The organism is Ruminococcus bromii (assembly GCF_002834225.1).
Taxonomy (GTDB): domain Bacteria; phylum Bacillota; class Clostridia; order Oscillospirales; family Acutalibacteraceae; genus Ruminococcoides; species Ruminococcoides bromii.
In genome coordinates this window covers 63178-76122 of record NZ_NNSR01000039.1, presented here as the reverse complement: position 1 = coordinate 76122, position 12945 = coordinate 63178, and the positions used below count along the sequence as shown (strand labels likewise).

Annotated in this window: 11 protein-coding genes and 1 tRNA gene; 2 read left to right on the top strand and 10 right to left on the bottom strand. The window is 42.0% G+C overall.

The features are described from left to right. Positions 1–266: 266 nt before the first annotated feature. From RBATCC27255_RS04235 to RBATCC27255_RS04215, 5 genes are all read right to left on the bottom strand, one after another. A tRNA-Arg gene (locus tag RBATCC27255_RS04235) sits at positions 267–343 on the bottom strand. A 176-nt stretch (positions 344–519) separates the two neighbouring features. Then, positions 520–2433, bottom strand: a complete 1914-nt coding sequence (gene abc-f / locus RBATCC27255_RS04230) for a ribosomal protection-like ABC-F family protein (RefSeq protein WP_101028889.1) — start codon at positions 2431–2433, stop codon at positions 520–522. Positions 2434–2474: 41 nt separating this feature from the next. Continuing rightward, positions 2475–2897: a DUF5658 family protein gene (locus tag RBATCC27255_RS04225; RefSeq protein ID WP_101028888.1), complete on the bottom strand. Its 423-nt coding sequence runs from the start codon at positions 2895–2897 to the stop codon at positions 2475–2477. Between the two features lie 91 nt (positions 2898–2988). Then, a complete protein-coding gene (locus RBATCC27255_RS04220) occupies positions 2989–3285 on the bottom strand; it encodes a DUF1292 domain-containing protein (protein ID WP_101028887.1) in 297 nt (98 codons plus the stop codon). A 209-nt stretch (positions 3286–3494) separates the two neighbouring features. Continuing rightward, positions 3495–3761, bottom strand: coding sequence for a hypothetical protein (locus RBATCC27255_RS04215; RefSeq protein WP_101028886.1), 267 nt, complete (start codon positions 3759–3761; stop codon positions 3495–3497). A gap of 540 nt (positions 3762–4301) precedes the next feature. Between RBATCC27255_RS04215 and RBATCC27255_RS04205 the strand changes: the two genes are divergently transcribed. After that, positions 4302–5804 (top strand): phosphohexomutase domain-containing protein, encoded by a 1503-nt coding sequence (locus tag RBATCC27255_RS04205; RefSeq protein WP_101028884.1) that lies wholly within the window; start codon positions 4302–4304, stop codon positions 5802–5804. Positions 5805–5968: 164 nt separating this feature from the next. Next, on the top strand, positions 5969–6799 hold the full coding sequence (locus RBATCC27255_RS04200) for a helix-turn-helix domain-containing protein (protein ID WP_101028883.1): 831 nt from the start codon (positions 5969–5971) through the stop codon (positions 6797–6799). 155 nt (positions 6800–6954) lie between these two features. Here the strand turns inward: RBATCC27255_RS04200 and RBATCC27255_RS04195 are convergent, their stop codons facing one another. From RBATCC27255_RS04195 to RBATCC27255_RS04175, 5 genes are all read right to left on the bottom strand, one after another. Beyond that, complete coding sequence (locus RBATCC27255_RS04195) at positions 6955–8859, bottom strand: glycoside hydrolase family 31 protein (protein ID WP_101028882.1); 1905 nt, start codon at positions 8857–8859, stop codon at positions 6955–6957. Positions 8860–9065: 206 nt separating this feature from the next. Then, positions 9066–9770: a DUF421 domain-containing protein gene (locus RBATCC27255_RS04190; RefSeq protein WP_101028881.1), complete on the bottom strand. Its 705-nt coding sequence runs from the start codon at positions 9768–9770 to the stop codon at positions 9066–9068. Between the two features lie 56 nt (positions 9771–9826). Further along, entirely contained in the window at positions 9827–10738 is a 912-nt protein-coding gene (locus RBATCC27255_RS04185) for a dihydroorotate dehydrogenase (RefSeq protein WP_015522573.1), read from the bottom strand. Continuing rightward, on the bottom strand, positions 10731–11492 hold the full coding sequence (locus RBATCC27255_RS04180; RefSeq protein WP_015522572.1) for a dihydroorotate dehydrogenase electron transfer subunit: 762 nt from the start codon (positions 11490–11492) through the stop codon (positions 10731–10733). The genes RBATCC27255_RS04185 and RBATCC27255_RS04180 overlap by 8 nt, the downstream gene beginning before the upstream one ends. A gap of 113 nt (positions 11493–11605) precedes the next feature. Then, positions 11606–12868, bottom strand: a complete 1263-nt coding sequence (locus RBATCC27255_RS04175; RefSeq protein ID WP_101028880.1) for a transglutaminase domain-containing protein — start codon at positions 12866–12868, stop codon at positions 11606–11608. Positions 12869–12945: the final 77 nt, after the last annotated feature.

Genomic DNA, 12945 nt, shown 5'->3' with positions numbered 1-12945 from the left:
AATCCCTTCGGATTCTTGGCAAACCAAAACTAAAAGCACCCATGAAGGATGTCACACTTTCATCTTATCACTACTTCTGCCCGAAGTACTTTGTACAGACCTAAACCTCTCACCTCGCCTGTTGCGTCCTGTGCATAACTATGCCTCCATAAACGCTCCTCCCTAAAAATGCCCCACAGGGGCATTTTCTTTACGGTCGGCTTCAAATCCCTTCGGATTCTTGGCAAACCAAAACTAAAAGCACCCATGAAGGGTGCTTTTAGTTTTGGCCTGCCCGAAGGGATTTGAACCCCCATTCTCCGGAATCGGAATCCGTTGCGTTATCCAATTGCGCCACGGGCAGATGTATGCGGCAGGATATTTTGCCTGCCGCTTTTTCTTTTTTAATTCGCTTAATCTTTTATCTGAAAATCAACCGCAAAACTGCTGTGCAACAGTATTTAGCTTATATTATGCGATTATTATACAATAATTTTTTACTTTAAGCAAGGGAAATTTGTCACTTCTCCCGACTGTAAGTCATTCTGCCATACTTTCGAGTTCTTCCCAGATTTCGTACTGCTCCTCCTGCTGTTTTTGCAAATCCTCGAGCAGTTTTGAAAGCTCCATAAGTTTTTCATAATCTGCGGCAACTTCCTCACTTGAGAGAAGTTCCTGCGTTTTGGCAATTTCTTCGTCAAGTCGCTCAATTTCAGCCTCTGCCTTTTTAAGCTTAGTCTGTCTTTTGCGTTCTTCACTCTGCTTCTGCTTTTGCAAAAAGTAATCATTCTGCGGCTTTTCTTTTTTCTCTTTCTTACTCTCGGTCAAAACAACACCCTGTTTTTCGGCTGTTGTGCGTTCGAGATAATAATCGTAATTACCGAGATACTCCTTTACCCCATTATTTGTAAGGAGTAAAATTCTGTCGGCAATTTTATTTATAAAATAACGGTCATGGCTGACAATCAGCATTGTACCGCTGTAGTCAAGCAAAGTTTTTTCAAGCTCTTCCCGTGACGATGCGTCAAGGTGGTTTGTCGGCTCATCGAGGAGCAAAAAGTTACTGCCTTTTAGCATCAGTTTCAAGAGAGAAACTCTCGCCCTCTCGCCGCCGCTCATTTTTGAAAGCGGTTTAAACACTTCGTCACCTTTGAACAGGAATGACGCAAGGGCACTTCTGACTTCGGTCTGCGTCATATTCGGGAAGGTATCCCACACCTCATCAAGAGCGGTTTTTGACAGGTCAAGGTTCTGCTGCATCTGATCAAAATAACCGATTTCAACATTTGCACCGTAGTCATATTCGCCGCTGTTCATAGGAGTTTTGCCCGTCAAAATTCTGAACAGTGTAGTTTTACCGCAGCCGTTACCGCCGATGATGAACACTCTCTCGCCTTTTCTGATATGTATATCAACATTTTTGAAAAGCTGTTTGTTGTCAAACGACTTGGCAAGGTTTTTGCAGATAAGAACATCGTTGCCGCTTTCACATCTCGGCTCAAAATGCATACGCATTGTTTCAAGCTCGCTTTCGGGGGCAACAAGCTGATCTTTGATTCTGTCAGCCTCTTTCTGCTTACTTGCGGCTGTGATAAAGTTGTGAGCCTGTCCCCAGCGTTTTTGCTGTTCAACAATGCCCTCAATACGCTTTATCTCCTTTAAGTCGTGTTCATATTTATTTTTGAGCGACTCATTCACCGATTCTTTTTTCTTGACAAATTCCGAATAAGAGCCGGTATAAACCATAGCGCGGTTGTGTTCAAGTTCAATCGTCTTATTGGTTACATTATCAAGAAAATAACGGTCATGGCTGATGATAATCATTGCGCCCTTGAAATCTCTCAAAAAGCCTTCAAGCCATGCGATTGCGTCAATGTCAAGGTGGTTTGTCGGCTCGTCAAGGAGGAGCATATTGCTCTGCGACAGCAACAGCTTTGCAAGACAGAGCTTTGAACGCTGACCGCCGCTTAAATTGCCGACAGGCATTGTAAAGTCATTTTCGGAAAATCCGAGTCCTAAAAGTGCGGAACGGGTTCTGCTTTTATAGGTCAGACCGCCTGCTCTTTCAAACTGTTCAATGAGCATTGTCTGCCTTTCAACAAGCTCGTCAAGGTTTCCCGACTTGTTGTCAATCTGATGTGCAAGTGCGGAAATTTCTGTTTCCATATCCGAAAGATAATCGAACACGGAAAGCAGCTCGTGATACACATCTGCCCTCGGATTGTTGCAGGCATGCTGTTCCATATATCCGGGACGGACATTTTTTGAAAAGGTAACAGTTCCCGAAACAGGGCTGATTTCTCCGTTGAGTATCTTGAAGAGAGTTGTTTTACCGACTCCGTTAGCTCCGATAAAGCCCACCTTATCTCTTTCTTCAACATCAAACGAAACATCGGTAAAAAGGTTTCTTTCGATAAAAGTCATTGTAAGATTTCTTACTGATAATGCCGGCAAAACATACACTCCCTTTCAAATTCGCTATCCCTTATTGTACATTAAAATCGACAAAAGAGCAATACAAAATTGAAAATATGCCACAGGTTTACAAGGGCATAAGACACAATTCCCACCGTTAAAAGCATTTCGGCTGTTTTGCTCCTGCCGATTTCGGCAAGCTTGTAAATCAATGCACAACCCAGAACAAGCACAAGCGGCAAAATTCCCTTGATTAACAATGTCAGCCAGAAGTTCTCAAGCACAGGCTGCATAACGGGATTTGCTTCGACAAAATGTCCGCTGCCGATGAGCGCCTCGGTGCAAATCCAGTCAACAATGTTGAGAAAATAGAGTAAGCCGAGTTTGTAATAAAACGAACGGCTTTCGTGACCTTTTTCATTGACAATATTATTGACATCAGATTCATTTGCCGATTTAAGATTAAACACAACGGTTTTTTCAAGTCCGGCTTTTTCTGTCATACACAACACCTCAACGGTATTTTTCCCGCAGAGAATGTTTATATTCACACAAAAAAAGAGCCTCCCTGCGGAAGCTCATAATGAAAACGAATTATTCAAAGTTAATGTCGCCCTCATATTTCTTTTTGAAAAGCTCAAATACCTTGTTAAGAGTATCTTCATCGTCAATGCTTACATACTCCTCTGTTTCTTCGTCAATCTGATTAATCTGAAGAATAACAACCTCGTCTGCATCTTCGTCATTTTCGATGAGAATAATGTACTCTGTACCCTCAAACTCGATTACATCAAGAAATTCAAATTCAACTTCCTGACCGTTTTCGTCTTCAAGAGTGATGAGCATACCCTGATCTTCTTCGTTCATAATCTCGTTTTTTGTATCTGCCATAGCGTATTCCTTTCCGAATGCTTTTAACGCCTCATAAAATAAATTAAGTTTAGTATAACCCAAAACATCGGCAAAATCAACACTTTATTGATATTTTACATTAAAAAGCAAAACCCAAAAACAGCTGCGATTACTCGCAGCTGTTTTTGGGTTTAGAAGTTTTGAAATCAACGTGAAAACTGTAGATATTTAAGTTAGTGTTTTCAGAATTAACCTACTTTGGCGTTACCTGTGTCGCCGAACATATTAAGTCTGAAAAGCTTGCTCTCGTCGTTCTTGTTTTCGCAAATAATACTTGCTTCTGCAATCTTGCCGCCTTCGATAAGTCTTGTAAGACCGACAAGCTGGCAAAGCTTGCTGCGGAGATTGAGTCTGTCGCCTTCGCTTGTAACGAGATATACATTGCCCTCGCAGGTATCGAGCACGGCGAGGAATTTGGTTACATCAACATTGTGTAAACTAAGAATTGGTGTCATAAAATTTCCTCCATTCAATTCTTTAAAAATATAAAGTTTTGTTTTCGTGCGCCATTTACCATTTGGCAAAATCATGATCAATTTATCGACTATGTGATAATTCAATTTTACTCGAGTAAGGCTAATTGGAAATCAGCCGATAGTCAAGCGGACTATTTACTTGACAATTATTATTATAGTCAAAGATTCGGAAAAGTCAACAATTTCAGCAATTAAATTTTGTTCACAAATTCATTTCAATGTCAGTTATGCACAATTGACAGTTGTAATTTTTGTACAATATGCTTTGTATTTGCTTTTTAGGAAATATACTTTTAACGCAATCATAACATTTGATTGTGTAAATTCAACAACTTGTTTCTTTTTCGGCATTATATAACTGCTGTTTTTTACAAACTTAATTTATCAGGCATATTGAGATTTTGCTCATTTTAAGTTATAATCTATCATATAAAGCCTGTTTTCAAAAGTAAGGACAGGGATTTCATCCATTTAATATGTCAATAAAAGCAATCATACAAATAAGAAAGGAATCATAAAATGCTTAACGATTTTTACAAACAGTTCAAAAGCGGAACAGACATACGAGGAGTTGCAAGCGAGGGTGTTGAGGGACAAAGTGTAAACCTTACCGACGATGTTGTTGCCGATATGGCAGACGGCTTTGTGCTATGGCTTTCTAAAAAAGTTTCAAAAAAGCCGAGCGAGCTCAAAATCTCTGTCGGTCGTGACAGCCGTATTTCGGGACCGCATATAATGAAAATCACAACCGAGCGTTTTAAGCGTTGCGGTGCAGAGGTTCTCTGCTGTCAGCTTGCGTCAACTCCGTCAATGTTTATGACAACCGTTGACCTCGGATGTGACGGTGCTCTTCAAATTACTGCAAGTCACCACCCGTTCAACAGAAACGGTCTTAAATTTTTCACCCGTGAGGGCGGTCTTGAGGGCAGTGACATTGAAGAAATTCTTCTCTACGCACAAAACGGTGAACATCCCGAAGAAAGCAACGGCGGAAATATTACGGATGTTGACTATATGAGCGACTACGCAAAGGGACTTTGCGAGAAGATTAAAAAGGAAGTTAATGCAGAAGATTACGAGCATCCGCTCAAGGGCTTTAAGATTGTTGTTGACGCAGGCAACGGTGCAGGCGGATTTTATGCCGACAAGGTGCTTTCCGTTCTCGGAGCAGACACAACAGGCAGCCGTTATCTTGAACCTGACGGAATGTTCCCGAATCATGTACCGAATCCCGAGGCTAAAGAGGCAATGGATTCAATCTGTGAGGCTGTCAGAAAATCGGGCGCAGATCTCGGCGTAATCTTTGATACGGATGTTGACCGTGGCGGCGCTGTTGACAGCAAGGGCAACGAAATCAACCGAAACAGACTTGTAGCCGTTGCGGCGGCAATTGCTCTTGAGGGCAATGACGGCGGTATGATTGTTACAGACTCAATCACATCAAGCGGTCTTAAACAGTTTATTGAAAATGACCTCGGCGGAAAGCATTACCGCTATCGCAGAGGCTATAAGAATGTTATCGACAAGGCTCTTGAACTCAACGCACAGGGCATCAACTGTCCGCTTGCAATTGAAACATCGGGTCATGCCGCAATGCGTGAAAACTACTTTCTTGATGACGGTGCATATCTCTGCACAAAAATTATTATCAAGGCTGCTCAGATGAGAAAAGAGGGCAAGGAGCTTGACGAGCTTACCGCCTCACTCAAAGAGCCGCTTGAAAGCACAGAAATCAGATACAAAATTCTTGAAAAAGATTTTAGAGCCTGCGGTGAAAAAATTATTGCCGACCTTACAAAGTATGCCGAGGAGCAGGACGGCTGGTGTGTTGCCGATGATAACCGTGAGGGCATCAGAGTTTCGTTTGACAGGGATAACGGTGACGGCTGGTTCTTGCTCAGACTTTCGGTACATGATCCAATTATGCCTCTCAATGTTGAAAGTGACAGCGAGGGCGGTGTAAAAATCATCTGCGACAAGCTTGGTGAATTTTTAAAGACTACAACAGGTCTTGACCTCTGATATTGGGATATTTTGCGTTTTTATTGATTTTTATTGTCGCAACTACGGGTTGCAACCGAGAGTTGCGACAATGGAACCCGAAATGTATTGTTTTTTTGGGCAGGCAACCGATATAATTTTCTCACAAGGTAAAACCCTAAAGCAATATTTGAGGAGGAAATTTTATGAACATTGAAACTGCCAACAGACTTTTGCAGTACAGAAAAAAGATGAATCTAAGTCAGGAGGAGCTTGCCGCAAAAATAGGTGTAAGCCGTCAGGCTGTGTCAAAATGGGAGCGTGCAGAGGCATCGCCCGACACGGATAATCTTATTCTTTTTGCCGATATCTACGGTGTTTCGCTTGATGAATTGCTTAAAGGCGAAAAAGAAACCGAGAGCGAAACACAGTCGCAAGAGCCCGAAAATAATCCCGACAGCGACACAACATACAAAAAATCAGACAAGGTTTCGTTCAAACACGGAATCCATGTTGACTCAAAGGACGGTGATTCTGTTCACCTTAATTTCAGGGACGGAATCCATGTTAAAGATAAAGACGGTACAAAGGTTGATGTCGGCTGGGACGGAATTCATGTTGAAGAAAACGGCAAAACAAAAGTCTATACAGACGAAAACGGAAATGTTATGTATGATGAAAACATTGAAGAGCATAAACATTCAAAGTCGCACCGCTTTTGGAAGCACTTTCCGTTTTGGTTGATTGCCGTTATCGGATTCCTCGTTTGGGGATTCAGCGGAGTATTGCTCGGTTGGGTACTCAGCTGGGTATGCTTTCTGACAATTCCTCTCTATTACACACTTGTTGACGCAATCTTCAAACGCAAGCCGAGTCATTTTGCTTATCCCCTGCTTGTCGTTATTGTGTATATGTTTTTCGGATTTCTCGACATCTGCGGCGGTTGGTCATTTGGTTGGATTGCATTTTTAACAATTCCGATTTACTATGAAATCTGCAAGCTTTTCAAAAGCGAAAGAAAAAGCTCTGACGATTAAAACTGAATTAAAGACATACAAAAACACGGCAGTTTTTTATCAACTGCCGTGTTTGATTTTGCTGTAAAATATATTCTTGTATAAAGTGTAAACCATGTTGTTGACATAGTATTCGCCCATAGATTGTGCAAACAGATAATTGTACAAATAAAATTTTACGGAATCATAACTGTGTCTGTTGTGTCGAGCTGTGAAGTTCTCATTGCGGGCTTGCAGAGTTCAATCTGCCTGCCGTCTTTGATAAAGAGCGGAACTTCATTGAGGGCAACCTCAATATAATGAGTACCCTTGCTCATTTTTTCTGTCGTAATGCTTGTACCGCTGAGTTTTACAAAAGTCATGTTCTCGGGGAGATAAACATATCTTCCGCCTACATTCTGCTCATATACAGGGCAAATCATGCACTCGTCACCGAGCATAAGCTGTGTTTCACATTCACGGGCAATTTTATCATCGGGATAATCAAACGAGAGCGGTCTGAAAATCATATCGTTTTCTTCGCTTGCCTTTTTGAATGTTCTGTAAAGGTACGGAATAAGTCTGTAACGAACCTCAACAATATCCTTGAAATCATCGCTGTTTTCAAAGCTGTAGCACTCCTGATTTCTTGTGCCGAGAGCGGCATGGTTACGCATAAGCGGAGTAAACACACCGAGTGCAAGAAAACGAAGAACAAGGTCACGGGTTGCATTTTCGTTAAAGCCTCCGAGATCTGCACCGCAGTACAGAAAGCCGCACATATTTGCTGACGGAAGCATTTTGAGGTCAAGAAGAATATGTGACCACCAAGAGTGGTTATCTCCGAACCAGATACCGCTTGAACGGTGAGCGCCTACATATGACGCACGGGAGAACATAAGAATTTTTTCTTTGCCGAACTTCTCCGCAAAATATTCGCCGGCTGCCTTTGTCATATTAGCACCGTAAATATTGTGAACCTGATCATGGCAAACCTGTTTGCCGTCAACTGTATGGTAAATGCTTGAATAATCCTCGGGACTGTTTGAAAGACCTGCGAATGTGTCCTTGAGTTCAAAGAATTTTGAAAGGTCAAGGTTCTGCCCTTTGAGAGAAGCCGCCTTGTCAAGTGCTTTGTTAAGTCCTTTTACCGAATAGAAAATTGCAGGCTCGTTCATATCGTTCCAGAAACCGTCAATTCCCATATCTGTGAGAATTTTATATTTTGAGCCGAACCACTTTCTTACATCCGGACGGAGAAAATCAGGAAAGCCAACGATACCGGGCCATACACCGCCCTCAAAATCCGTGCCGTCCTCGTTTTTGCAGAAGTATCCGTTCTTTCTGCCCTCTTCATAGATATCGTAGCCGTTCTCTTTTTTAACGCCCGCGTCAATAATCGGAATGAGGTGGATTCCTTCTTCCCTTTTCTTTGAAACATAGTCCTTGAAATTCGGGAATTTTTCATCATCAACAGTAAAGTCCTTGTAACGCTCCATATAGTCGATGTCGAGATATACGCAGTCAAGCGGAATTCCTGCCTTGTTGTAACCGTCAACAACAGCGTCAACAGCTTCGGCATTGTGATAGCTCCAACGGCTCTGCTGATAGCCGAATGCCCAGAACGGCGGAACATAGCTTGTGCCGATTGATTTTCTGAACTCTTTTACGATTTCAAGCGGCTTTGTGCCGTCAATGTAATATATATCAAAATCAGTGCCGTCAATTGTGATAACGGTTTTGTTTGCGGTTGTGTAGCCGATGTCCCAACGGATTTTTGACGGGAAGTCGATAAAAATACCAAAAGTTTTTGAACCGCTGAGCATAAGGAAATTGTGAGCGGCATAGAGGGATGACTTTGTTTCGGTGTGGAACGGGTCATCACTGCAAAAGCTGTTATACACCCAACCACGCTTGTTGATCCCTCTCGGAGCTTCGCCGAGACCGTAGACGATGTCGCTGTCTGCCATATCAAATTCAAAGACAAAATTTCCGTTTTCAAACTTGCCGCCGAGCGGAAATTCCGCAATCGGCAGAGCGTTAAATTTTTCAACAACAGCCTGCGTATCAATCGGGTTGCCCGATGTAAACTTTTTAATCATTAAAGCACTTCCTTCTTTATTAAAATTTTCCGATTTTTTTCAAAGCGTTCTGCAAAATCTTGCCGACACGCACTTACAATTTTAGTATAACATTAATTTTGATTATTGCAATGGTAAAATTTATTTTTGTATTATTTTATTTTTGTGCATTAAAAAAGCACCTTTACAAATCTGTAAAGGTGCAAATTTTATTCTTTTACGCTTTATCAGTCAAAAATATCATTCTTGCTTTCAGACTTTCCGTCTTGGTAAATCTTGAGGTTTCCCGTATCATCACACACACCGAGAAAAACATCTTTGAGCCGTTTGCGGTTGTTGTCAAGCTGTTTTTTGAGCCATTCAAGATTATAGCCCGATTCGGCAAGATTTTTCTCGAGAATTTTTCCGTCCGTAATAACCACGGACTCGGGTCGGGTTTGGTGAACAATGATTTTTAAATCATCCGGAGTTGCAGGGCGCTTTTTGTCCTTTGGCAGAACCGACAAATCGCCGTTCTGTTCAAGAAAAACCGTTTCGACATCATCAAGACTGAAATATCCCTTTTCACGCATTCGTGTAAGAAATTCGTTTATATCAATTTTTGCAACCGAAAAATTCTTTTTGTACAACTTTCCTCTATCGAAAATCACAATAGACTTGCCTGTTAAAAATCTTCGTAACATTGTTGATTTTTGCGAAAGCCACGAACAAAGCATAACAATTATTACATAAACAATGAGTGCCGCAAGACACGCCCAAAAGTCTGACATTTCGGTTGTCGCCATCTCCGCTGCGATTGAACCGATTGTGATTCCGTTGATGTAGTCAAAAAGATTAAGGCTTGACATCTGTTTGTTGCCGATGAACTTTGACAGCAAGAACAATACTGTAATTGAAACGGGCGCCGTTATTAATGCACGCAAAAAGTCCATAATATCCCCTCCGATAGGGTTATTATGGACTTTAAATTATTTTTTATTCCGCAAAATTACCAAGGCTTAACTGTGCCTGTGATTTCCGAAACGCTCTTGATTCCGTTTTTGTCGAGCCATTCGTTCATACCGTCAGCAATTTTAATAGGCGCATACGGATCTGTAAAAAGGACTGTACCGATTTGAAGTGCGGTTGCGCCTGCCATCATCATCTCGATTGCATCCTGCCAGCTTGAGATACCGCCCATACCGATAATCGGAATTTTAACTGCGTTTGCAACCTGCCAAACCATTCTTACTGCAACAGGGAAAATTGCAGGGCCGCTCATTCCGCCTGTGTTGTTGCGGATAATCGGTCTGCGTGAGTTGATGTCGATACGCATACCTGTGAGCGTGTTAATCATTGAAATTGCGTCTGCACCGTTTGCCTCTGCCGACTGTGCGATTGATGCAATGTCGGTAACATTTGGGCTGAGCTTTACGATAAGCGGTTTTTTGCAATACTTTTTGACAGCCGCAGTAATTGCACCTACGGATTCACAGCTTGTGCCGAACTGCACTCCGCCGCTCTTGACATTAGGGCATGAGATGTTGAGCTCAATCATATCAACATCGGTTTCGCTGAGTTTTTCAGCCATTGCACAATAATCTTCGGGAGTGTTGCCGGCAATGTTTGCTATGATAACCGTATTTTGCTTTTTGAGCCACGGCAAATCCTCATTGATAAAAACATCAACACCGGGGTTTTGAAGTCCTACTGCATTCAAAATGCCGGAAGGAGTTTCGGCTACTCTCGGAACAGGATTGCCGTCACGGCGGGTAAGTGTGATACCCTTGCATGAAATACCGCCGAGCTTTTCAAGGGGATAAAGCTCTGAATATTCCATGCCGAAACCGAATGTTCCCGATGCGGCAATGAGAGGATTGTTAAATTCCACTCCGCAAACTTTTACAGATAAATCAGCCATTGAAAACTACCTCCTCAGCATTAAATACGGGGCCGTTTTTGCAGACGTGCTGCATAATTTCTTCACCGTTTTTTCTTACCTTTACTGCACACACAAGGCATGCGCCCATTCCGCAGGCCATTCTCTCCTCAAGAGAAATCTGACACGGCTTACCTGCCTCTTTGCAAACATCGGCAATAGCCTTGAGCATCGGGGTAGGACCGCATGCACAAACCTCGTCAACCTCTGAGATTTTTTCTTTGAGAACATCTGTTACAAAGCCGTGGATTCCCGCACTTCCGTCATCTGTTGTCAGCACAAGCTCTGCACCGGCTTTCTTGAAATCGTCCTGTAAAATGATAAGGTCTTTGTTTCTGAAGCCTGTGATAACAAGCGGATTTTCACACTGCTTTGCTGTGTAGAGCATCGGAGGAACGCCTATACCGCCGCCGATAAGGCAATAACGCTTGCCCTTTTCAATTTTAAAGCCGTTGCCGAGAGGAGCGAGAATGTCAACACTTTCGCCCTTTTTCATCTCGGACATAATTTTTGTTCCCTCGCCCTTTACCTGATAAACAAGGCGGAGAACACCGTTTTCGCTGTCACAAACCGAAATAGGTCTGCGCAGAGTTTTTGAAGGCACATAAACATGGGCAAACTGTCCGCACTTTGCAAGCGGAGCAAGCTCGTCATTTTTTACCCTCATATCAAAAATGCCGTCTGCAATCTGTTCGTTTGACAAAAGTTCAAACTTCTGAACATCATACTTTTTCATAATATCATTCCTTTGGTTAGCTTTATTTATATAAAATCAATTCATAACAAATCAATTTTCAATCGGAGTGTCCCTGCACTGCGGACAAAAGTGAACATCTCATCACATCGCCGTTAATCAACATATTCAAGTTCAGCAGTCAGCACACCTAACTCATCCTTGCGATAAACATAACAGCTTTCCGCAAGCCTTGGTGAATAACCGTTAATCTCATTAGCCTCTGAAATCCAGTTATAAAGATAACCGTCATTCATCATCCTGTCATACATATAATTGAAATCGGTGTTCTTATCAACAACAATGCTGAAATATTCATCCCCGTTTTTTGCAGCATTTGCAACAGCTCGGCTTACATCATCGGCGTTGTCAGGATCCGAAACAGTCGGGTACTTATAGTTAAAATAGTTGTACTTTTCAGCCGTACACTTTGGAACATAAAAATTACACCATGTAGCAACGCTCAAATAAGTTTGTGAATTAAGCTCGGAATACTTATATGACAGCTTATGATCCTTGAACATAAGGTCATCGGTTAGGTTAAAATAATCGTTTTCCGCATAATTATTTTCGCCGTCGGTATCATTCCATGTAACATCAATTTGGTACCAATCGCCGCCGATTTTTACACCGTTCCATGCGTGATTGTCTGAGTCGGCTGTTCCCGAAAGCAATACGCAGTCAATATTCGCCTTGTTGCACAAAAGCTGAAAGGCTCTTGTGTAACCCTCACACACGGCTTTACCGTCAACCAACGCACCGTAGGCATCGTTTTCGTTGCCCTGAACATCATCGTTTTCAGCCGCTTCTTCATCATACCTGCAATTGTCAATTATATAGTTGTTAATGTATTCTTCTCTTTCAAAATCATTGCCAGAGGGCAGTTTTTTCAAAGCAGAAGTAACGGCAGTGTCAAATTTTTTCTTGGCGGCTATAAGCTCATCATTTTGAACAGTATAATCAAGCTTTACGCTTGTTGTGTCACCATACGGAACAAAAAGACTTGACCCCTTGAGCCAGAAAGTTTCGGGGTGGTCGTTTTTGTATGCCTCAACAGCCTGTGTAATCTGATAATCGGAAAGCGAGCCTGTTGTTGTAATGTTCGGTGCATACACTGTGTCAACGCTCTTTGCAATTCTCATATACAGTTCTTTTACATAATCATCGGTAAGCGTCTCGTAGGCATAATCGGTTTTTACATCTGCATAATCCTTGTCGTTTTCAACATCTTGTGCACTCGGAGTTGTAACGGATTTTTCTATGATAGAGCTTCTCTTTGGTTCACTGCTTTCGGAATCATCCGTCAACGAACACGAACAGCCGAAAAATGCAACCGCACAGGTCATTAAACAAACTAAGGCAGTTTTATATATTTTCAAAGAATCATCTCAATTTTATTTTAAACTATTTATTCCGTATACGGAATACGGCAGCAGCCAAAACTGACTGTCGCCGT